Origin of the sequence: Gluconacetobacter liquefaciens, from assembly GCF_003350405.1 — a bacterium.
In the GTDB taxonomy this organism is placed as follows: domain Bacteria; phylum Pseudomonadota; class Alphaproteobacteria; order Acetobacterales; family Acetobacteraceae; genus Gluconacetobacter; species Gluconacetobacter liquefaciens.
In genome coordinates, this window is the sequence record NZ_QQAW01000017.1 from 15,516 (window position 1) to 37,073 (window position 21,558).

At 65.6% G+C, this 21,558-nt stretch carries 21 protein-coding genes; 13 read left to right on the forward strand and 8 right to left on the reverse strand.

The window, feature by feature from the left end:
- The first annotated feature begins 267 nt into the window (after nucleotides 1-267).
- Together C7453_RS17705 and C7453_RS17710 are read left to right on the forward strand one after the other, a co-directional pair.
- Nucleotides 268-564 (forward strand): glycerol dehydrogenase, encoded by a 297-nt coding sequence (locus C7453_RS17705; RefSeq protein ID WP_371858504.1) that lies wholly within the window; start codon nucleotides 268-270, stop codon nucleotides 562-564.
- Nucleotides 564-2,756 (forward strand): pyrroloquinoline quinone-dependent dehydrogenase, encoded by a 2,193-nt coding sequence (locus tag C7453_RS17710; RefSeq protein WP_114729472.1) that lies wholly within the window; start codon nucleotides 564-566, stop codon nucleotides 2,754-2,756. Before C7453_RS17705 ends, C7453_RS17710 begins: the two co-directional genes overlap by 1 nt.
- A gap of 67 nt (nucleotides 2,757-2,823) precedes the next feature.
- On the opposite strand, the gene C7453_RS19025 is transcribed toward C7453_RS17710, so the two are convergent.
- Nucleotides 2,824-3,219 carry a hypothetical protein gene (locus C7453_RS19025; protein ID WP_170143279.1) on the reverse strand — a complete coding sequence of 132 codons (396 nt, stop codon included), beginning with the start codon at nucleotides 3,217-3,219 and terminating at the stop codon, nucleotides 2,824-2,826.
- Here C7453_RS19025 and C7453_RS19030 point away from each other — a divergent pair.
- The 7 genes from C7453_RS19030 to C7453_RS17745 all read left to right on the forward strand — a co-directional run bounded on the left by C7453_RS19030 (nucleotide 3,206) and on the right by C7453_RS17745 (nucleotide 9,735).
- Nucleotides 3,206-3,454 (forward strand): cupin domain-containing protein, encoded by a 249-nt coding sequence (locus C7453_RS19030; RefSeq protein ID WP_170143280.1) that lies wholly within the window; start codon nucleotides 3,206-3,208, stop codon nucleotides 3,452-3,454. The genes C7453_RS19025 and C7453_RS19030 overlap by 14 nt on opposite strands.
- Before the next feature lie 78 nt (nucleotides 3,455-3,532).
- Nucleotides 3,533-4,738 carry a hypothetical protein gene (locus tag C7453_RS17720; protein ID WP_114729476.1) on the forward strand — a complete coding sequence of 402 codons (1,206 nt, stop codon included), beginning with the start codon at nucleotides 3,533-3,535 and terminating at the stop codon, nucleotides 4,736-4,738.
- A complete protein-coding gene (locus tag C7453_RS17725) occupies nucleotides 4,735-5,373 on the forward strand; it encodes an ABC transporter ATP-binding protein (protein WP_114729478.1) in 639 nt (212 codons plus the stop codon). The genes C7453_RS17720 and C7453_RS17725 overlap by 4 nt, the downstream gene beginning before the upstream one ends.
- A gap of 125 nt (nucleotides 5,374-5,498) precedes the next feature.
- Nucleotides 5,499-5,969 (forward strand): RNA polymerase sigma factor, encoded by a 471-nt coding sequence (locus C7453_RS17730; RefSeq protein WP_245949144.1) that lies wholly within the window; start codon nucleotides 5,499-5,501, stop codon nucleotides 5,967-5,969.
- Nucleotides 5,966-6,532 carry a DUF4880 domain-containing protein gene (locus C7453_RS17735; protein ID WP_170143281.1) on the forward strand — a complete coding sequence of 189 codons (567 nt, stop codon included), beginning with the start codon at nucleotides 5,966-5,968 and terminating at the stop codon, nucleotides 6,530-6,532. The genes C7453_RS17730 and C7453_RS17735 overlap by 4 nt, the downstream gene beginning before the upstream one ends.
- Entirely contained in the window at nucleotides 6,514-6,900 is a 387-nt protein-coding gene (locus C7453_RS17740) for a FecR family protein (protein ID WP_114729486.1), read from the forward strand. Before C7453_RS17735 ends, C7453_RS17740 begins: the two co-directional genes overlap by 19 nt.
- A 51-nt stretch (nucleotides 6,901-6,951) precedes the next feature.
- Nucleotides 6,952-9,735 (forward strand): TonB-dependent receptor, encoded by a 2,784-nt coding sequence (locus C7453_RS17745; RefSeq protein ID WP_245949145.1) that lies wholly within the window; start codon nucleotides 6,952-6,954, stop codon nucleotides 9,733-9,735.
- On the opposite strand, the gene C7453_RS17750 is transcribed toward C7453_RS17745, so the two are convergent.
- From C7453_RS17750 to C7453_RS17775, 6 genes are all read right to left on the reverse strand, one after another.
- Entirely contained in the window at nucleotides 9,708-10,043 is a 336-nt protein-coding gene (locus C7453_RS17750; RefSeq protein ID WP_114729490.1) for a DUF3325 family protein, read from the reverse strand. The genes C7453_RS17745 and C7453_RS17750 overlap by 28 nt on opposite strands.
- Nucleotide 10,044: 1 nt before the next feature.
- Nucleotides 10,045-11,502: a PepSY-associated TM helix domain-containing protein gene (locus C7453_RS17755; protein WP_174788000.1), complete on the reverse strand. Its 1,458-nt coding sequence runs from the start codon at nucleotides 11,500-11,502 to the stop codon at nucleotides 10,045-10,047.
- Entirely contained in the window at nucleotides 11,499-11,759 is a 261-nt protein-coding gene (locus tag C7453_RS17760; protein WP_114729494.1) for a hypothetical protein, read from the reverse strand. The genes C7453_RS17755 and C7453_RS17760 overlap by 4 nt, the downstream gene beginning before the upstream one ends.
- Nucleotides 11,760-11,781: 22 nt before the next feature.
- On the reverse strand, nucleotides 11,782-14,007 hold the full coding sequence (locus tag C7453_RS17765; RefSeq protein ID WP_371858505.1) for a TonB-dependent siderophore receptor: 2,226 nt from the start codon (nucleotides 14,005-14,007) through the stop codon (nucleotides 11,782-11,784).
- Between the two features lie 161 nt (nucleotides 14,008-14,168).
- Complete coding sequence (locus C7453_RS17770; RefSeq protein WP_114729496.1) at nucleotides 14,169-14,972, reverse strand: NAD kinase; 804 nt, start codon at nucleotides 14,970-14,972, stop codon at nucleotides 14,169-14,171.
- A 28-nt stretch (nucleotides 14,973-15,000) separates the two neighbouring features.
- Nucleotides 15,001-15,840 carry a carbon-nitrogen hydrolase family protein gene (locus tag C7453_RS17775; RefSeq protein WP_114729526.1) on the reverse strand — a complete coding sequence of 280 codons (840 nt, stop codon included), beginning with the start codon at nucleotides 15,838-15,840 and terminating at the stop codon, nucleotides 15,001-15,003.
- 200 nt (nucleotides 15,841-16,040) lie between these two features.
- On the opposite strand from C7453_RS17775, the gene C7453_RS17780 reads away from it, so the two are divergent.
- Entirely contained in the window at nucleotides 16,041-16,976 is a 936-nt protein-coding gene (locus C7453_RS17780; RefSeq protein ID WP_114729498.1) for a cation diffusion facilitator family transporter, read from the forward strand.
- A gap of 129 nt (nucleotides 16,977-17,105) precedes the next feature.
- Here C7453_RS17780 and serB read toward each other — a convergent pair whose 3' ends face one another.
- Entirely contained in the window at nucleotides 17,106-18,002 is an 897-nt protein-coding gene (gene serB, locus C7453_RS17785) for a phosphoserine phosphatase SerB (protein ID WP_114729528.1), read from the reverse strand.
- A 30-nt stretch (nucleotides 18,003-18,032) separates the two neighbouring features.
- On the opposite strand from serB, the gene miaA reads away from it, so the two are divergent.
- The 3 genes from miaA (at nucleotide 18,033) to ilvN (ending at nucleotide 21,543) form a co-directional block, all read left to right on the forward strand.
- Complete coding sequence (gene miaA, locus C7453_RS17790; protein ID WP_114729500.1) at nucleotides 18,033-19,031, forward strand: tRNA (adenosine(37)-N6)-dimethylallyltransferase MiaA; 999 nt, start codon at nucleotides 18,033-18,035, stop codon at nucleotides 19,029-19,031.
- 70 nt (nucleotides 19,032-19,101) lie between these two features.
- Nucleotides 19,102-20,928, forward strand: a complete 1,827-nt coding sequence (gene ilvB / locus C7453_RS17795; RefSeq protein ID WP_114729502.1) for a biosynthetic-type acetolactate synthase large subunit — start codon at nucleotides 19,102-19,104, stop codon at nucleotides 20,926-20,928.
- Between the two features lie 105 nt (nucleotides 20,929-21,033).
- Nucleotides 21,034-21,543: an acetolactate synthase small subunit gene (ilvN, locus tag C7453_RS17800; RefSeq protein ID WP_371858508.1), complete on the forward strand. Its 510-nt coding sequence runs from the start codon at nucleotides 21,034-21,036 to the stop codon at nucleotides 21,541-21,543.
- The last annotated feature ends 15 nt before the right edge of the window (nucleotides 21,544-21,558 follow it).

The following is a 21,558-nucleotide window of genomic DNA, read 5'->3' on the forward strand; positions in this document are numbered from 1 at the left end:
TTTTGGTTCTTTTTTTTAAAAAAGAACGAAGACGGTCACGGTTGTGCACCGCATGTAATATGCAGGGCATTTTCCTGATCGCACTTTATTTTGAACTGTCCAGTTGTGCTCGGTTCTTTTGTCAATGAACCCGACAGCTCCTGAAACGTTCGGGTTCTGTTTTGTGTGGAGCATTGTCGAATGGCAGGTTTGTACAGGCCCCGAAGGGCCGCTGAATGGGCGACGTGCGCTGTTGCGGTGCTGCTCGTTCTTCTTGGGCTTCCTCTGTTGATCATGGGGGCTGAACTGGCCCTGCTCGGGGGCTCGTTTTACTATGTCGTGGCGGGTGCCGCGATTATTGCCGGCGGCGTTCTCATGCTGATGGGGTCGGTTTCCGGGGCGCTATTGTATCTGCTGGCGTGGCTGCTGACCTGGCCGTGGGCGTTGTGGGAAGTCGGGTTCGATGGCTGGGGGCTGCTGCCGCGCCTGCTGGGACCGACGCTGATTGCCGTGCTCGTGGTGCTGACCATTCCCGTTCTGCGCCGTGTGCAGAAAACATCGTTGGTGCGGAAGGGGATTGCGTGATGTCCAGGACAGATCTTTCCGCCGCGACTTCATTGTGCGGCCTGCTGCTTTTTTCCTCCTTGGCGGGCATTGCGCCGGCACGCGCCCAGAGCGCCTATCAGCCGGCACCGCCCGGACCGGGAGAGGCGGATGCACCGGGGAAGACCGGTAACAAATTCGCGGGTCCGTCGCCTTTCGCGCCGCAGGCGCCGGGGGTGAATGCCGCGAATATTCCCGATGGACCGCCCGCGGAGCCCGGTGAGGTGACGCCGGCTGTCGAGCAGATCAGCAGTCATCCGGCGCATGGGGACTGGCCGGCCTATGGGCGGGATACCAATGCCACGCGCTTTTCGCCGCTGGAGCAGATTACGCCGGAGAATGTGGGGCAGTTGACGCGCGCGTTCGTCTACCACACCGGCAGCAAGCCGGCGGCGGGACAGACGAACAAATGGGCCGCCGAGACCACGCCCATCAAGGTGGGTGACGGGCTGTACATGTGTTCGGCCATGAATGACATCATGAAGCTGGACCCGGCGACCGGCAAGGAGATCTGGCGGCACGAGGCCGGGGTGAAATATGCCAGCATTCCCTATACGGCGGCGTGCAAGGGGGTGGTGTACTACACCTCTTCGACCGTGCCGGAGGGAGAGCCGTGCCATAACCGGATCCTCGAAGGCACGCTGGACATGCGGCTGATCGAGGTCGATGCCGATACGGGCAAACTGTGCGAAGGCTTCGGCTATCACGGCCAGGTCAATCTGATGAAGGGCATGGGGGAGTCGGTGCCCGGCTTCGTGTCGATGACCGCGCCGCCGCCGATCGTGAATGGTGCGATCGTGGTGAATCATGAAGTGCTGGATGGGCAGCGCCGCTGGGCGCCCTCGGGCGTGATCCGTGGCTATGATGCCGAGACGGGCAAGTTTCTGTGGGCGTGGGACGTCAACCGCCCGGATGCGCATGGCGAGCCGGCCGAGGGCCAGCATTACAGCCGGGGGACGCCCAATTCCTGGGCGACCATGACGGGGGACAACGCGCTCGGGCTGGTCTATGTGCCGACCGGCAATTCGGCGGCCGATTATTACTCCGCCATGCGGTCGCCGGAGGAGAACAAGGTATCGTCGGCGATCGTGGCGCTGGATGTGAAGACCGGTTCGCCGCGCTGGGTGTTCCAGACCGTCCATAAGGACGTGTGGGATTACGACATGGGGTCCCAGCCCACCATGATCGACTTCCCCGGCCAGGATGGGCCGGTGCCGGCCCTGGTGGTGCCGACGAAGCGCGGCCAGACCTTCGTGCTCGATCGCCGTGACGGCAAGCCGCTGCTGCCGGTCGAGGAACGTCCGGCGCCGACCGACACCGACGTGGTAGGCGATCCGCGTTCGCCCACGCAGCCCTGGTCGGTGGGTATGCCCCGTCTGGGCCTGCCGGACCTGAAGGAAAGCGACATGTGGGGCATGTCGCCCATCGACCAGCTTTTCTGCCGTCTGAAATTCCGCCGGGCCAAATATGAGGGCGAATTCACGGCCCCCAGCGTGGGCAAGCCGTGGATCGAATATCCCGGTTACAACGGCGGAAGCGACTGGGGCAGCATGGCGTACGACCCCAGGACGGGCGTGCTGATCGCCAACTGGAACGTGACGCCGATGTACGACCAACTCGTGACCCGCAAGAAGGCCGACGAACTGGGGCTGATGCCGCTCGACGATCCGAACTTCAAGCCCGGTGGCGGCGGGGCGGAAGGCAACGGGGCCATGGCCGATACGCCCTATGGCATCGTGGTGTCGCCGTTCTGGAACCAGTACACGCACATGATGTGTAACAAGCCGCCCTACGGCATGATTACGGCGATCGACATGCATACCCGCAAGGTGCTGTGGCAGCATCCGCTGGGCAGTGCGCGGGCGAATGGTCCGTGGGGGATGCCGACCTACCTGCCGCTGACGATCGGGACGCCCAACAATGGCGGGCCGGTGGTGACGGCCGGCGGCGTGGTGTTCGTCGCCGCGACGACCGACAACATGCTGCATGCGTTCGATGCCAAGACCGGCAAGGAACTGTGGAACGACGTGCTGCCGGGCGGTGGGCAGGCGACGCCGATGACGTATGAGCAAAAGGGCAGGCAGTATGTCGCCATCATGGCGGGTGGGCATCATTTCATGATGACGCCGGTGAGCGATGTGCTGGTGGTCTACGCGCTGCCTGAGAACAAGTGACGTAAATGCGGGGCTCTGCCCCGCACCCCGCCAAAGGCGGTGCCTTTGGAAACCATCTGTATGGGGGTCAAGGGGCCGACTGGCCCCTTGCGGGGGCGGGCGGAGCCCGCGCTTTAAGGCGTTCCAGCACGAAGATGCCGCCGATGGCGATAATGCCGAGGCCAAGTTCGTGGCGTGCCCGCGGATCGACCGCCATGGCGGAGAGCACGGCGGCGAGTCCCGTGAGGGTGAAGAGCGCGGCACGGCGCCCGTCGCGCACGAGACGGAGCCGGGCGAGGACGATCATCATGTTGCCCGCGATGATGAAGACGCCGCCGACGCTGACCAGAAACGCGAAGACCATTGTCGGCGACAGGATGGCCGAGGTCGCGACGGCGGCGGCCACGCAGAGAATGGCGCGATGGGGAATGGCGCTTTCGGCGTGCGTTGCGCGCAGGGCGGAGGGGGCGTTGAAGAACGGCATCGCTAAAAGGCTGCTGACGCCGCAGGACGAGGCGCCACTGAAAATGTTCATGGTGACGCTGGCACCCGACAGCACGACGGGCGACGACCTGTACACCCATGAGGGAACCGAAGCCGGGCTGTTGCTGGCGGGCCGGATCATGCTGACCGTCGAAGATCGGGACATGCTGCTGGAAGCCGGCGACAGTTTTCGCTTTGCTCAGCCTGAGCCCGCATCGTTTCATGAACGCGCATGATGGCGAAAGCCGGGTATTGTGGGTCAATTGTGCCATGCCGGCCGGCGGGCCGGGCTGAGGGGATCGGGGGAGAGCGGAATGTATGGTCGTCTGGCACGATTGCGTCTGCACTGGTACGCGCGGGTGGGACGCGACCTGTTGGCCCGGTACTGGCAATGGGCGCTGCTGGCCACGCTGCTGGTACCCGGGGCGCCGATCGTCGCGCCGTTTCTCAGATTTGCCGAACTGCTGGGGATTGCGGTCGCGCCCGGTCCGGGAATGGCGGGACATGCCGTGCTGGCGGTGGTGATCGACCTGATGGCCGTGCTGTGGGTCCTGCCGCAGCGGCGGGCGCTGCTGGGCGGCGCGTTCATGGAGTATGTGGCCACCCTGCCGGTGCCTCGCCATGTCCGGCTCGGGGTCGGTGCCACGATGCTGGTGGTGGCGAATGGTCCTTTGCTGCTGGCGGCCGGGCTGGCCGCCGCGCGGATCGCCTCGCAGGCAGAGGGGGTGTATCCGGCATGCTGTTTTCTGGTGGTGCTGGGTCTGGCGGGAGTGGCCCAGCATGCTGCCGTCAGCCGGCGGCTGGTCGTGCTCGGTGGGGTTGGCGTTGGTGACCTGCTTCTTGCCGCCGGGCTGGATGCCCCGTCGGCGCCGGGGCGCTGGGGCCTGGCTGGAGCGGCGCTGGCCGGCGCCGTGGCAGTGGCAGGCTTCGGCGAGCGTCTGGCGGAGGCTGGTGGACGCCGGCGACGCCGGCGGGCCGGGCGGGTGGTGGCGCTCGATCGTCCCGGAATCATGGCGCCGGCATTGCGGGTGCAGTGGGGGATTCTGGCGGATCGGCCGGTCCTGTCCGTCTTTCGGATCGGTGCGGCGGTTGCGCTGGCCTTTGGCGTGGCGCGACTGGTTGCGCTGTTCGACTTCGACAGCCGCGCCGTGCCGACCCTGATCGTGGCCGTGGCGGTGATCGGCCTGTTGCTGGCGGGCCTCTACCGCACCCTGTCCGAGGCGCATCGGGCAGCGGCGGGGTATCTGGCAAGCTTGCCTCTGCCCCGGCGTTACTGGCCGCTGCGCGATACCGGGTTCCTGATGCTGGTCAACCTGGTACCGCTGGCGGTCCTGCTTCGGCCGCGGGGGCAGCAGGGAGGGGGTTTGCTGGCGGTTCTGGCCGGGCTGGTGGCGGCGGGGCAGGCACTACTGGTGCTGCTGCGTTGGCCGGTGCTGCATGGCGGGCGCCATCGGCTGGTCCTCAGCCTGTTGCTGGCTGCCGGCTGGTCGGGCGCCGCGATGGCGGCGGTGTCACGATGACGGGCGGGGGGCATCTGGCCTGCTCGGGGCTTCGGGCCTCCGTGCGCGGGCGGACGGTCTTCGACGGGATCGCGCTGGATCTCGGGCCGGGGGTGCATGCCCTGCGGGGGGAGAACGGGATCGGCAAATCGACGCTGCTGCGCCTGCTGGCCGGTGTGCAGCGCCTTGAGGCGGGGCGCATCGTGATCGACGGGATCGACCTGACGCAGGCGCCGGAGGAGGCCAGACGGCGGCTGGGGTATGTGCCGGATGAAAGCCCGGTCTATCCGTTTATGACGGGGGAGGACCTTCTGCGTTTCGTTGCCGCCGCCCGGCGGGTGGAGGGGGAGACCGGGCTCCGTGCCATGCTCGACGGGTTCGGTCTGGAACGGCATCTGCGGACGCGCTTCGATGCCATGTCGCTGGGGACGCGCAGGAAGATGCTGCTGTGCGCCGCCTGGATCGGCAATCCGCCCGTACTGCTGCTGGACGAACCGTCGAACGGGCTGGACCCGGAGGCGCGCGATTATCTGGCGCATCTGCTGCGCTGCGCGGGAGAGGAGAAGATGGTCCTGTTCTCGTCGCACGACGTGGAATTCATGGCGGCCTGCGGTGCGACGCCCATCGAGATGCGTTCTCTCGTCCGGATGGCATGAGCGCCGCGCGCGGTGGTGCGGGAGGTGTTTCATCAAAACTTCACATTGCGAATCCTGCCCCGTGATTACTTATGCCCGAATTTTCCAGGGTGAGAATTGCGGCTCCGATGGCGGAATACTGGTCCTTGTGTCAGGAAACATGGCAGAGCCTTTCCCGGCGGGTGCGGGCGGCCACGCGACGCGACGATGCGGACGATCATCTCCAGACCGCGTTGCTGAATTATATCGAGCGGCCCGAAGGCAGCGTTCAGCATCCCGAGGCGTATATCGTGCGCAGTGCCGTCAACCTGTCGCATAACGAACGGCGGCGGGAACAGGGGGCGCCGGTGGAGTCGATGGACTGGACCGCCCTGGACGGGCAGGCCGGCGATGTCACGCCCTTGCAGGACCAGATTGTCGCGGCGCGGGAGCGCATGGCCCGCTTCCAGGAAGGGTGTGCGCAGTTGCCCGAACGGATGCGGCAGGTTTTCGTGCTGAATCGCGTGGAAAAGATGCCATACAGGCGCATTGCGGCCGTGCTGGGCGTTTCCGAAAGCACGGTCGAGAAGGAAATGGCCAAGGCTTTGATTTTTCTGCAATCATGGATGGAGCATTGAAAGACGGCTCTGAAGCCGGGCGCATTCGGGACGATGCTGCGCTCTGGATTGCCCGTCTCCATGCCGATGATTGCACCGATGACGATCGCGCGCGTTTCCTGCACTGGCTCCATGCCGATGCGGCCCATGCGCAGGCGTTCGAATGTCTGACCGATCTGTGGGATATGGGAGCGGGCGTCACCTTGCCGGTTCCGCCCGCGGTGGCGGCGCGGCGCCTGCCCATGCCGGCCCTGTCGCGGCGCCATGCGATGGCGGTCGCGGTGTGCGGCGTGGCGGGACTGGTCGTGCCGCTGGCGCCCGCGGCGAACGCGCGGCGCATCCTGCGGACGCGGGTGGGCGAGACGCGCAGTTTCGCGATCGACGGGGGGCGGCGTGCCGGCTGGATACCGACAGTCGCGTCACGCTGTTTCCCGAACGGCGGCTGGGCCTTCTGGAAGGGGGGCAGGTTTTCATGGACTGGCGGGCCGCCTATCCGTTCGCCTTCCGCGCCGGGCCGCTGGTGCTGCGGTTCTTTTCCCACGCCGAAGCCGATGTGCGGAAAGACGTGGCGTCGACCGGTGTGACCACCGTCAGCGGCAGGGTCATGGTGCAGGCGCCGCAGACCGGGCGGGTGACATGGCTGGGGCAGGGCGAGCGCCTGCGGGTTTTCGCCGGCGGACGGGTGGAGCACGATCGGCCGGATCTGGACGACCTTCTGGCCTGGCGGCGGGGCAACCTGGTGTTTCGCAACGGGCGGCTTGCCGACATCGTGGCCGAGGTCAACCGATATACGACGCGCAAGATCGTCCTCTCCACGCCCCGTCTGGCCGGCATGCGGTTGAGCGGCATCTATAATTTCGGGAAGGAACAGGATTTTCTTGAAATCCTGTCACGCCTGCTGCCGCTGGGTGTCATTGCCGATCCGTCCGGCTACCGGCTGGTTCCGGTGTGAGCGGGTCGGGGTGATGTTTCGTTAAGATTTTATGAAGAGCCTTTCGCGGCATTGAAAGTTTTCGGCATCGGGGTTGTCTGTGCTGCGGGGCCGCGCTGGTGGCCGGGCGACGAGGGGCATACCGGAACAATGGCAGACGGCGTCATCCGCGCGCGCCTCTTTCTTCTTTTCGTCACGATGTCTGCGCTTCTGGCGGGCGGGCCTGATGCGGTGGCCGCGCCGTCGGGCCTTCTGCGTGTGGATATGGCGCGTCAGCCCCTGGCCCAGGCCTTGACGGAACTTGGCCGAGAGGCCGGGCAGAACGTCATGTTCGCGCCCGATGTGGTCGGCCAGCGTCAGGCACCCTCGCTGAAGGGGGAATACACGGTGCAGGACGCAGCACGCCGGCTGCTGGCCGGTAGCGGTCTGACCCTTCGTGCGACGCCTGCCGGCGGCCTGATGATCGAAAGGGGCGAGGCCACGCGCGCGCCCTCGGAGGCCGCGCGCCACGCCAGGGTGGTGCGGGAAGATATCGTGGCGACCGGGCAGCGGATGACGCGCGCGGTGATGCGTGTCGGCGGCGAACAGATCCAGGACCTGATGCCGGGACAGAACCCCATGCAGGCCCTGAGCATCCTGCCCGGCGTGATCTTCACCGATGTCGATCCGTGGGGGAATAACGAGCAGAATGCGAGCATGTATGTTCATGGGTTTTCCACGACCCAACTGGGCTATACGCTTGATGGCGTGCCGCTTGGTGCGGGGGCCTATGGCAATTACAACGGCCTGTCGTCGCAGCGCGCGGCGATCAGCGAGGATATCGCCAGCGTGTCGCTGTCGTCCGGCGCAGGCGCGCTCGGCACGGCGTCCACCAGCAATCTGGGCGGGACTATCGCCTTCAAGACATCCGCCCCCGCCAGGCGGGCCGGTGCGACCCTCACGCAGACATTCGGCAGTTTTGCCACCTTCCGCACCTTCGCGCGGGTGGATACCGGCCGCTTCGGCAATGGCAATGCTGCCTATTTCGCCTTTGCGCGGCAGGATGCGCAGCCGTGGAACCTGGGGTCGGCCAACCGGCAGGGCGGATACCAGGTCAACGGAAAATTCGTCCATGAGGGCGAGAAGACCAGGGTGACGGCCTATTTCGACTGGCAGGACAAGGTGGAGCCGAATACCCAGGGGCTCAGTATCAACACGAACGACTGGCTGGACAATCCGGCGAAATCCTACACGCGCGGCGCGTTCTATCCGGATCTGGGTGCCGCGATGGCGAACTATCCTGCCCGGTCGTCAACGGCAGCCAGCCCTTCGGCGCCGAACAATCAATATTACTTCTCGGCTGCGCAGCGTACGGATTATCTGGCTTATGTGAATATTTCACATAAATTTTCGGATCAGGTCAGTTGGGACAATACGCTTTACTATCATCACGACCGGGGTGCCGGTCTTGTCGCCACGTCTATCCGCAGTGCTGCCATCCTGACCATCCTGGGGGCGTATCTGGACCCGACGGCTTCGCAATATATCAGGAACGGTCAGTTTACTTACGCGAAGAACGGCATTGATCCGGTGGTCTGGAACAGGACGGGCGGCACCGGCTTTGCCGTGCGCACGACCGAGTACAACGACAATCGCGGTGGGATCACCAGCACCGTCCATTACCGGGCGGGCCGGCACGATGTCGAGGCCGGCATCTGGTACGAACGCAATGACAATGCGCAGGGGCGGTTCTGGTATCCGCTCGGTGCGACCGATACGCTCTCGCCTTATGACATGCCGAAACATCCGCTGATCACGCAGTTCGTCAACGTCTTCTATACCGATACGTTCGTCTACCACATGCAGGATACGTATCATGTTCTGCCGAATCTGCGGCTTATGGCCGGCATGAAACTGGAGCATGTGAATACGAACGGCACGCTGCCCGTTGCGTCGCTGCCGCAGGCGCAATCTTCCGCGACTGCGGGGGCCGGGGTGCTGGATTCGGAGACGAATACCGTTGCCGGTGGTACGCTGTCCTCGTTCAAGCCGTTTCTGCCGGCGGTCGGCGCGGTGTGGGATTTTACCAGATATGAGGAAATATTCTTCAATATCCAGAGGAACATGGATTCCTATGCCGAAGACGGATATGGTGGGGCTTCGCCATGGGGCGTGGGGTCCCAGCAGGATTTCGAGGCGTTCCGCAGGCATGGTCATCCGGAAACGTCGTGGACCTATGAAATGGGTCTGCGTACGGCACGGCCGCTCGATGCCGGAATCCTGAAGGCGATTTCAGGGCAGGTCGCGTATTATCACGTCGATTTCGCCAATCGGATCGGCAAGATTACCCCGCCATATGCCGGGATCTCGGGGGTGGGCAGCACGGTTGCCAATCTGGGCGGCGTCACGACCGACGGGGTGGATGTGGCGTTGACCGTGCGTCTTGGTGAGCATTTCTGGCTCTATGATGCGGTTTCGTATATCCGAAGTGTTTACAATGATAATTTTATAAGCGGTACGACTCTTTATCGGATCCGGGGAGATAGGGTCGCGGGGATTCCCGAATGGTCGGACAAGTTCGTGCTGCGCTACAGATATGGTGGGTTCCAGGCCGAACTGAACGGCGAGTGGATGGATATCCGCTATGGCACCTATACCAACCAGCTTTATGCGCCTGCCCGGTTCACCATGGGGTTCAATACGAAATACACGTTTCACAATATCCCGCGCGTCAATGCGCTGACATTTCAGTTCAATATCTACAACCTGACCGATGCCCGCACCTGGTCGAGCCTCTCGCCGGGCGATGCGACCAGCTATACGGCTTATCCGACCACGCCACGGACCTTCTACGGCACGGTGTCGGTCGCGTTCTGACGGGCGCGCGTCCGTCCGTGCGTATGTGTGCGGGCGGGGGGATTGTCCCGCAGCGTGCAGGCCAGGGCGGCGGCAAGGAGGGCCGATCCGCAGGACAGGGTCCATGTGGTCAGGGCGAACAGCAGGTTGCTTTCGTCGCGTATCAGTCCCCACAGGGCTATGGCCAGCAGGGCGAAGCCGGTGAGCCGCGCCAGGCGGCGCGGGGCAAGGGGGACAGGGCGCCGCAGCAATGCGCGGCTGCCCCGTTCATTGCCGGCCGCCAGCAGCAGCGCCCCGGCCAGTTCGCACAGGATCGGAAGGACGGGCATGTCAGGGCGCCCGATTGGCGGGGGCTTGCCGGCGACTGGCGGCGTAGGCGAAGCCTGCCGCCAGCAGGATGGCGACGGCGGCCGTGCCCTGGGCCACGCCGGTCAGCCATGGGGCGCTGAAGGCGGCGACGCTCGCGAGTGCCAGGGTGGCCATGCAGGAGAGTACGCGCCAGCTTCGCGCGGACGGGAGGGCAATGGCCAGCAGCAGCATCAGGCCCCAGACGATGAAGACGGCCTGGACCTCGTGCCCGGCACGGTCGGGCAGGGTGGTGGGCAGCAGGCGGTTGGCCAGGAAATAGCCTGCGAAGGCGATGGGGGTGCCGGCGATCATGCCTGCGTTCAGCCGCTCGACGACTTCGGTGGATTTGCCCTGCCGGCGGCGGCGCAGCGTGCGCAGTCGCAGGCCGCTGGCGATGACGGCCGCCAGCAGCAGGCCGCAGATGAAATAGAGCCACCGCGTGGGCAGCGGCGCGAACCGGGCGACATGCAGCCCGTAGAGCGCGGCGGAAGCCGAGATCAGCGGCCTGTGCTCGCGATAATCGGCCAGCAGGCGCCCGGTCGTGCCATCGAAGCGCAGCACATGGGTATTGAAGCCGACATGCGTGCCGTTGCCGCCGATGGCGATGATGGTCGCGGCGGCGTCGGCGGGATTGTAGACATAGATCTGGGCGATTCCGTCGGCGCCGAAATGCCGGGCTGCATCGCGCAGGATCGGCTCGATCGGCGCCAGCGTGCCGGGGGTGCCGGCGGCCGGTCGTGCGGACATCGCCGGGGAGAGATCGTCCTCGAACTGTGCCGGCGCGCCGGGATAGGCGGCGATGATGCCCCAGGGCAGCAGCAGGGTGGCCAGGGTGACGGCGCCTGAAAACGCGATGATCAGGTGAAACGGCAATACCGTCACGCCCAGCAGGTTATGGGCATCCAGCCAGCTTCTCTGCCCCTTGCGGGGGCGGAACGTGAAGAAATCGGTGAAGAAGCGCCGGTGGGCGACGATACCGGTGACCAGGGCCAGGACCAGCGCCAGGGCGGCGATGGCGGCGAGCGGCCGGCCGAACGGATAGGGAATCTGGAGTTCGAAGTGGAAGCGGTAGAAAAACTCGCCCCCCAATGTGTCGCGGATCGTGTCCGGAGCGCCTGATGACGGGTCCAGCGCGCGCTGGACGAACTGTCCGTCCTGCTGCTGCCACACCGCCCAGGTGAAGGGCGCGCGCGGGCCCGCCGCCGTCAGGTACCAGGCGGGCGATTGGGGTGCATGGGTGTGCAGCCAGTCAATGGCGGCGACGCTGGCCTGTACCGGATCGGCGGTGCGCCCGGCCAGTTCGGGGTGCATCCAGGCGGTGATTTCGGGACGGAAGACGCTGAGCGTGCCGGACAGCACGATCGCCAGCAGCACCCAGCCGGTGAGAATGCCGGTCCAGTCGTGCAGCCAGGTCATCGCGGCGCGGAAAGTGGGCTTCATGGCCGCCACCCGCCCAGCAGCGCCAGGGCGGCCAGCAACGCGGCAATGCCGGTGATGGCCGCGCAGACATGCAGGAGCGTGCGCAGCGCGAAGCCCATCATGACCATGGCGGGCCAGAGCAGAAGCCCCGCCAGCATGCCGGCCGTCACGTTTTCGGCGCGCGACCATGGCAGGCACCAGGAAAGGGTGATCCCTGCCAGGGCCGCGACGGCGTAGCCGCCGACGATGGCCACCGCCACGCGCAGGATCATGCTCATGCGCATGGCGGCCTGGCGGGAATTACCAGGTGTAGCCAATGGTGGCCTGGGCATTGCGGCGTTCGCCGTAGTAGCAGAATTCCTGCCCATAGGATGCATAGGCCATACAGTTGGCGACAAATTTCTTGTCGAAGAGGTTGCGGACACTGGCCGACACTGTCCATCCACGAAGCGAACGCGAGGCATTCGACAGATCGTAGCGCAGCGATCCGTCGAAAACGGCATATTGCGGCACCCAGACGCTGCCGTAATTGGCTTCGCCGCCATAGGATTTCGCCGTATAGCGCAGTCCGCCGCCGAAACCGAGGCCTTTCACGGGACCAGACGGCATCGTGTAGAAGGCGAACAGCGAGGCATTGCCCTTGCCCGACTGCATCAGCGGCTTGCCGGTCGAGTCGTCATGGACCTTCTGGACGCTGACGGCCGCGTCGATCATCAGGTTCTTGAAGGCTTCCGCGTGGGCTTCGAACTCGAAGCCGTCGGAATGCACCAGGCCGCTCTGGACCGAATAGCCGGCGTTGGCGACGGAAACGAGGACGTTCGTCTGTTCGATATGGAAACCGGCGGCGGTCAGCAGGAGCGAGGTTCCGGGAAGCTGATATTTCAGGCCGCCTTCAAGCTGTTTGCCGACCGACGGACTGGCCTGACGGAGTGTCTGCCCGCCATCGGCGGACACCAGCCCCGATTGCGGCTGGAAGGATGTCGAATAGCTGATGTAGGGCGCCAGGCCGAAATCGAAATGGTACAGGCCGGAGGCACGCCAGGTGATCTGGCCGGGGCTCTGCCGCGTCGTGCCGCTGCCCCACTGCCTGTCCGTCTGCTGCGAACGGTACCAGTCGTGGCGCACGCTGCCGGTCAGGATCAGGCGGTCCCAGTGGATTTCGTCCTGACCGTAGGCACCGATCTGGTGTGAATCCGTCAGGTAGTTCACCCACGGGCCGGGTGTGGGAATGGCCATGCGGTAGTCGGGATGGAAGACGTTGAGGTCGGGGGCAGAGCCATATTGTCCGACTTCCGTGGCGCTCTGCTGCATGTAGTCGAAACCGAACATCATCGTATGCTGCAGGGGGCCGGTCCGGACATGGCCCTTGAACTGGCTGTCGAAGGCCAGGTTGTGCGCGTGCTCTTTCGTGGCGATTGCGGAGCGGCTCAGGAGACCTGTGGCTTCGTTGGCGTAATATCCCATGTCGTACACGCTGCGATATTCGGTCATGATATCGTCGTAGCGGCCGCGGGACGTGAAGCTCCAGTCCTTGTTGAACTGGTGGTTGAAGATATAGGTGATCGCACCCTGGCGGCGGTTGAATTTCTCGTACGACGTGTCGCCGTCATAGAAATCGCGCGGCAGATAGCCGAACGATGCGCGTTTGAGCGAGCCGACCAGCGGGACGCCGCCATAGGTGCCGTTCTCGGGATCGTATTGATAATTGCCGAGCAATGTCAGCGTCGTCGGCCCGTCGCCGCCGAAGGTGAAGGACGGGCTGATCGAGAAACGCCGGCTTCCCGTCCTGCTGAGTTGTGTGTGCTGGCCGTTGACAGTGCCGTAGAGCCGGTAGCGGACAAAGCCGTCATCCGTCGCGTAGCCGCCGACATCGGCATCCACGCGATAGAGGTCGAAGCTGCCGCCTGTCGCGGCCACGCTGCCATAGGAACGAAGGTTGGTGGGCAGCTTGCTGGAGAGCGCGACCAGTCCGCCCGGGCTGGACTGACCATACAGAGCCGAGGACGGGCCCTTGAGAATTTCAAGACGGTCGAGGCGTGAGGTGTCGGTCTGCGCGACGGCGTAACCCGTCGGGCTGTCCTGCAGTTTCAGCCCGTCGAGGAAGGTCGGGACCATGAACCCGCGCAGCAGGAACTGATCGTAGCGCGTGCCCACGCCGCCGCGCAGGTCCGGGGTGATGCCTGCCGCGTACCGTACGGCCTGGTTGAGGTTCAGCACGCCGCGTACGTCCATTTCGCCGCGCGAGACGACGGTGACGGATTGGGCGGTATCGATCAGCGGGGTGTCGCTCTTGGTGGCCGAGGCGGCCACGGTCGCGGCGCGGCGCGCGCGGACGACGATATGTTCGGCCTCTGTCGGGCTGGATTTCGTACTGGCTGTTTTCGTTCCAGATGACTGCGTTTTTCCGTCTTGCGTCTGTCTGGTCGGTACGGGCTGGCTGCTCTCTGCCGCCAGGGCCGGGGTGGTTGCCAGCAGCAATCCGACAGCGAGGGAAATGGGTCTGGAATGACGAGGTTCGGCAGTCAATTGCGCTCTCCGTTTCAGGGGGCGCACTATCATGCATATGATAATTAATCTCAACTACATTTAATGAAACAAAACTTATCTGCGTCTGGTTTATGGCAGGATTGCGAATTGGGTATGCCTGTGTGCGCGTTCCAATGGGCGGTCTCGCCTCGGTCTTCGGATCAGACCGTGAACTGTTCTGCCAGAATCCGTTCGGACAGGCTCTGGCCTGCATCGAACAGCAGGGTGGCGTGCAGCGTGCGGTCTTCCTCGATTTCGACCCGCACCACGTCGCGGACTTCCGTGAAGTCGGCGACGGCCGCGACGGGGCGTTTCTCGCTTTCCAGGATCGTCAGCGTTACCCGTGCGGTGGAGGGCAGTAGCGCGCCGCGCCAGCGCCGGGGGCGGAAGGCGCTGATCGGGGTCAGGGGCAGGAGGTTGGCCGAGAGCGGGACGATCGGGCCGTGGGCGGACAGATTATACGCGGTGGACCCTGCGGGCGTGGAGACCAGCACGCCGTCGCAGATCAGTTCGGGCATGCGGACCCGGCCATCGACCGCGATCTCGATCTTCGCGGCCTGTCGTGTCTGGCGGAACAGGAACACGTCGTTCAGGGCCAGGGCTTTTGTCTCAACGCCGGCCCGGTCGATCGAGCACATGCGCAGTGGGTGCAGCGTCGCCGCCTGTGTTTGGGCCAGATGCGCCGGCAGGTCGTCGGGCAGGGACGGGTTCATCAGGAACCCGACCGATCCGCAATTGATTCCGTAGACCGGGATCGGTTCGCCAAGCATGCTGTGCAGGGTTTCCAGCATGAAGCCGTCGCCGCCGAGGCAGATGACGGCATCGGCGTCATGCGGGGCGTACTGGCCGTAGCGCGCGACCAGTTCGTCGTGCGTCCGGCGCGCCTGCTCGTTGGGTGCCGAGATGAAGCTCAGGCGATGCGGGGCGCCACTGTGGGGCCAGACGGGGGGATGGACTTCGGTCATCGTGCGGTCATGGCCGGGTGTGGCGCCGTCACGTATTCAGGCGACGATGGGCGAGTACGGGCATGCCGGTGCGGACATGTTCGACCTGATCGAGGGTCAGGGCCGCCGTGGCCCAGCCGGTGCCGTTCGATGCCTGGGCGACGATCGTGCCCCATGGGTCGATGATCATGGAGTGGCCATAGGTGCGCCGGGCATGGCCGCCCGCATCGATATGGGTGCCGGTGGTGCCGCAGGCCACGACCCAGCATTGGGTTTCGATCGCGCGGGCGCGCAGGAGCGTGGCCCAATGGGCCTCGCCGGTTTCGGCGGTGAAGGCTGCGGGCAGTACGATCACGTTCGCGCCACGCCGGCGCAGGGCCAGGAACAGTTCGGCGAAGCGCAGGTCGTAGCAGATGGCCAGGCCGGCGGTGAACGCGCCGACCGGGAGGGTCACGATTTCGCTGCCCGGCGCGTAGGTATCGCTCTCGCGGTAGCCTTCGCCGCCGGGGGTGGTGATGTCGAACAGGTGGATCTTGCTGTAGCGTGCCCTCTCCGCCCCATCGGGGCCGAAGACCAGGCTGGTGTTCAGCAGCCTGTCGCCATGGCGTTGGCCGATCGACCCGCCATGCAGCGTGATGCCATGCGTGCGCGCGGTTTCGGACAGGAAACGGTAGAGGGGGCCGGCGCCTGCCGTGGCGCCGGGGTTGGGCAGTTCCTCCGCGTTGGCGAACTTCACCTCTGCCGTGCCGCCCAGGCAGCTCCAGATTTCCGGCAGCACCACCAGGTCGGGCCGGTCGGCGGCGACGGCGGTCGCGATCAGGTCGCGTGCCTGGGCGATATTGTCCGGCAGGGACGCGCCGGGGGCCATCTGGACGACAGTGGTGCGCACCTGACACTCCGTGCGAAGGTGGATGCGGCCGGCTGGCCGATCCATGGTTCGATCCGCGAGGGGGATCGTCAGCGGCTCTTTATAAGGTGCGGGCCGATCGGCCCGCAACTGCCGCCCGCTTTCGGGGGGCTGGTTTTCGGTGCGGTCTCTTCGACGCGGGCGGAATCCGGTCTATAGGAGGCCGTTGCCCGGAGTGATCAATGGCCCCCTCGTCGTCCCGTTTCGTCATCTACGCGGCCCTGGGGGGAAACCTGCTGGTCGCGGTCGTCAAATTCGTTGCCGCTTTCATGACCGGCAGTGCCGCGATGCTGAGCGAGGCGATTCATTCGCTGATCGATACCGGCAACCAGATGCTGCTGCTGGTGGGGCTGCGCCGCGCCGCGCGGCCGGCCACCGCCCTGCATCCGTTCGGCTACGGGCTGGAACTGTATTTCTGGACCTTCGTGGTGGCGCTGCTGATCTTCGGCCTGGGGGCCGGTGTGTCGGTGATCGAGGGGGTGAGCCGTATCCGCCATCCTCAGCCGGTGGATCATGTCGTCGTCAATTACATCGTGCTGGCGCTGGCTATCCTGTTCGAAGGCTCGGTGTGGCTGACGGCGCTGCGGGCGTTCCGCCGCAACGGCAAGGGCCGGCGGGGCTGGCTGGAGGCCGTGCGCCATAGCAAGGACCCGACCGTCTTTACCGTGCTGTTCGAGGATACGGCGGCGCTGTGTGGTCTTGGTGTGGCGCTGCTGGGCAATATCCTGGCGGAAACGCTGGATCTGCCGATGCTCGATGGTGTGGCTTCGATCCTGATCGGCGTGATCCTGACCGTGACCGCCGCCTTTCTTGCGCGGGAGACCCAGTCCCTGCTGACCGGCGAGGGCATGGCGGTGGAATCCCAGGCCAAGGTTCGGGTATTGGCCCTGCGTGAACCCGGCGTGCTGGGGCTGAACGAAATGCGCTCGATGCATTTCGGCCCGTCGGACGTGCTGGTGGCGTTGAGCCTGGATTTCGATAACGGGTTGAGCGCCGGGCAGGTGGAGCAGACGGTTTCGCGGATCGAGGAACAGATCCGGGCTGCCGTGCCGGAAGTGACGCATGTGTTCATCGAGGCACAGGATGCCTCGGCGCGGTTGGCGAAGGGGCGGCAGTAGGTTCTATTCTTTTTTGAAAAAAAGAACCAAAAAACTTTGATTCGTTCAGGCGTTTTGTGCTGGGGACGCACGATGACCCTGAGCGGATAAAAGTCTTTTTGCTTCTTTTTCTTCAGAAAAAGAAGGTTCTTACTCCGTACCTGTGAACGCCGTCGCCGGATAGCCCTGCGCGAACAGCAGCGCCCGCAGGCTGGCATGGTCCACGCGGTTGCCGATGGCTGCGCGGACGATCGGCTTGGCGTGGAAGGCGATGCCCACCCCGGCTTCCTTCAGCATGGCCAGGTCGTTCGCGCCATCCCCCACGGCCATGGTGGCGGCGGGTTTCAGGCGGCCCTCTTCGGCGAGGCGGCGCAGGTGGGCCAGCTTGGCGTCGGGGCCCAGGATCGGCTCGCCGACCGTGCCGGTCAGGGCGCCGCCGCTGATCTGCAGGCTGTTGGCGTGATGCTCGGCAAAGCCGCACAACGCCGCCACGCGGCCGGTGAAGAAGGTGAAGCCGCCGGATACCAGCGCGGTGCGGGCGTTATGGGCGCGCATCGTCGCCACCAGTTCGCGCGCGCCTTCGTTCAGCTTCACGTCCTTCCATGCCTTTTCCAGCAGGGTGGCGGGCAGGCCGGCCAGCAGGGCGACGCGCTCGCGCAGGGCGGCGGCGAAGTCGATCTCGCCGTTCATCGAGCGGCGGGTGATCTCGGCGATGCGCTCGCCGATGCCGGCATGGGCGGCGAGGTCGTCCAGCGTTTCGTTGGTGACGATGGTGCTGTCCATGTCCGCGACGAGAAGCCCTTTGCGTCGTCCGCGCGAACGGGTCAGAAGGACGTCGATCTGGCGTGGGCCGAAGACGGCGCGCATCGTATCCAGCGTCGGCATGCCCGAATGGGGCGCCGGGCTGGGGATGTCCACGGCCTCGCCGGGCGAGAGGATGACGGGGACGCCGCCCTTCACCATGTCCCGCGCGGCGCGGGCATCGGCGTCGGTCAGGGTCGTGGCGTCGCGGCGGGCGACGAGCGTGATTGTATGGGACAGCGACATGACGAACAGGCGTGTGACAGGGAAGGCGGCATGACGCAAGCGGTGGATCTGTCCGGGCGGCCGGTGGTGGTGATCGCGGGGCCGACCTGCTCGGGCAAATCGGCGCTGGCGTTGGCGGTGGCGCGGGCGATGGACGGCGTGATCATCAATGCGGATTCGATGCAGGTCTATCGTGACCTGCGGGTTCTGACCGCCCGGCCGTCGCCGGAGGAGGAGGCGGCCGTGCCGCACCGGCTCTACGGCGTGCTGCCCGCCGATGAGACCGGTAGCGTCGCGTGGTGGCGCGCCAGCGCGATGGCCGCGATCGAGGCGGCGTGGGAAGACGGGCGGCTGCCGGTGCTGTGCGGGGGCACCGGCATGTATATGCGCGCGCTGACCGACGGGCTGACCGATATCCCCGATGCCGGGACGGAAGCGCGGGCCGAGGCTCGGCGGCTGGTGGAGGAAGAGGGGCCGGCGGCGCTGCATGCCCGGCTGTCGGCGGTCGATCCCGAAAGCGCGGCCGCCCTGCGCCCCTCCGACAGCCAGCGCGTGGCCCGTGCGTGGGAGGTGTGGTCCGGCACCGGGCATGGCATGATCCATTGGCGCCGCACCGCGACGCTGCCGCCGCTGGCCTGCCACCGGGTGGCCGTGCGGCTGGAGCCGCCGCGCGATACCCTGCGTGCCGCCATCGCGCGGCGCTTTGATGCGATGCTGGAGGCAGGGGCGCTGGAGGAGGTGCGGGCATTGCTGACGCAGGATCTGTCCCCGGCCCTGCCGGCGATGCGGGCGCATGGCGTGCCGGAACTGGCCGCCCATCTGCGCGGGGATCTGTCGCTGGAGGAGGCCGCGAGCCGGGCGGTGCTGGCGACCGGGCGTTATACGCGGCGGCAGACGACCTGGTTTGCGCATCATAGCCTCGCCGAGGCGGCGGATACATGGGTGATCGACACGCGGATCGGCAATGATGCGCAACAAATGGAAAGGAATTGCCGCAACGTCATTTCTTTTATTCTAAATCGGATTGACGTCGGCCGTCAGTTTCCCTAAACCCAGCCGACATTCCGTCCGGAGGGGCCTGTGGTCCCGCATCAAACACGCCGGATGGAGGAGCAGGGACATGAACGCGACACCCAACCTGAACGACCTGAAGCCGAACACGCATGCCCATGGAGCGGATGTCGTCCTCTCCGGTGCCGAGGTCCTGCTTCGCGTTCTCGTCGATCAGGGGGTCGATGTCATTTTCGGCTATCCGGGCGGCGCGGTGCTGCCCATTTACGACGCGCTGTTCAGGCAGAATGCGGTGCGCCACATTCTGGTGCGGCACGAGCAGGCGGCGGTGCACGCGGCCGAGGCTTATGCGCGCTCGACCGGCAAGGTCGGCGTGGTGCTGGTGACCAGCGGCCCCGGTGCGACCAATGCCGTGACCGGGCTGGTCGATGCGCTGATGGATTCCATTCCGGTGGTGTGCTTCACCGGGCAGGTGGGCGTGCCGCTGATCGGTACCGATGCGTTCCAGGAGGCCGACACCACGGGCATCACCCGTCAGGCCACCAAGCATAATTACCTGGTGAAGAACCCCGCCGACCTGGCCCGCGTGGCGCACGAGGCCTTTCACATCGCCCGCAGCGGTCGCCCCGGCCCGGTAGTGGTGGACCTGCCCAAGAATATTTCGGTGGGGCCGGCGCCCTATGTCCCGGCATCGCGCGCGCCGCATCCGTCCTATCGCCCGCAGAGCGAGCCGGAGCGCGAGGCGGTGGTGCGTGCCGTCGCGGCGATGAAGCGCGCGCGCCGGCCGCTGTTCTATACCGGTGGAGGCGTCATCAATGCCGGCCCGCAGGCCTGCGAGGCGCTGGGCCGGCTGCTGCGCAAGACAGGCTTCCCCTGCACCTCGACCCTGATGGGGCTGGGTTGTTATCCGACGACCGACCGGCAGTTCCTGGGCATGCTGGGCATGCATGGGACGTACGAGGCCAATCTGGCCACCCATGGCTGCGACGTGCTGGTCGCGCTGGGGGCGCGCTTCGACGACCGGGTGACCGGCCGGCTGGATGCGTTCTCGCCGGGATCGTTCAAGATCCATGCCGATATCGAGCCCTCGCAGATCAACAAGATCGTGCAGGTCGATGTGCCGATCGTCGGTGACGCCGGCCGTGTGATCGAGATGATGCTGGAGGAATGGGACCGGCAGGACGGCGCATCCGATCCGGCGGCGCTGGCGCAGTGGTGGCAGCAGATCGAGGCATGGCGCGGTATCCGCAGCCTGCATTTCGACCAGGACATGACGCCGTCGGCGATCATCCGGCCGCAGCACGCCGTCCGCCGGCTGTACGAACTGGCGATGGAAACAGGGCGCGACACGTTCGTCTCGACCGAGGTGGGCCAGCATCAGATGTGGGCCGCGCAGCATTTCCAGTTCGACCGGCCCAACCGCTGGCTGACCTCGGGCGGGCTGGGTACCATGGGCTACGGCCTGCCGGCGGCCGTGGGCGCGCAGATCGCGCATCCCGACGCGCTGGTGATCGACATCGCGGGCGAGGCCTCGACCCTGATGAACATCCAGGAACTGGGCACCATCGCGCAGTATCGCCTGCCGGTGAAGATTTTCATCCTGAACAACCAGTATATGGGCATGGTCCGCCAGTGGCAGGAACTGCTGCATGGCTCGCGCTATTCCGAAAGCTACAGCGCTGCCCTGCCGGATTTCATCCGCCTGGCCGAGAGCTTCCATGCCAAGGGCATGCGCGCGACCTGCGTGGGCGAACTGGACGACGTGATCCGCGCCATGCTGGCCGAGCCCGGTGCGGTAGTGGCCGATATCTGCGTGGCACAGGACGAGAACTGCTACCCCATGATCCCGTCCGGCGCGGCCCATAATCAGATGCTTCTGGGCCCGGAGCAGGAAGGTGAAGTCAAGGTCAGCGCCGAGGGCCGCATGCTGGTCTGATCCGACGCATCCTCGCCCCCGGCCCATGCGGCCGCTTCCTTTTATATATACCGGCAGCGGGGTTCGCCCCGTGCCGGATTCTGTTCGGGAATTCTCATCATGACCATGCAGGACGAGACGATTGTCTCCGCGGTCATCTCCATTCTGGTGGAAAACGAAAGCGGCGTGCTGGCGCGCGTGATCGGGCTGTTTTCTGGGCGCGGCTACAATATCGAAAGCCTGACCGTGGCACCGGTCGAGCAGTCGCGCCACCAGTCGCGCATCAATATCGTGACGTCGGGCACGCCGCAGGTGATCGAGCAGATCAAGGCCCAGGTGGGCCGGCTGGTGCCGGTCTATCGCGTGGCCAACCTGACGCAGGTGGGGCCGCATGTCGCGCGTGAAATGGCGCTGGTGAAGGTCGTCTCCAGCGGCGAGGCCCGGACCGAGGCCCTGCGCATTGCCGAGGCCTTCCGCGCCCGCGCGGTGGATACCACCGCCACATCCTTCGTCTTCGAGCTGACCGGTGCGACCGAGAAGCTCGATTCGTTCATCGACCTGATGCGTCCGCTCGGCCTGGCCGAAGTCTCCCGCACGGGCGTGGCCGCGATCATCCGGGGCCCCCGGACGATCTGACCGCAGGTCATTCTC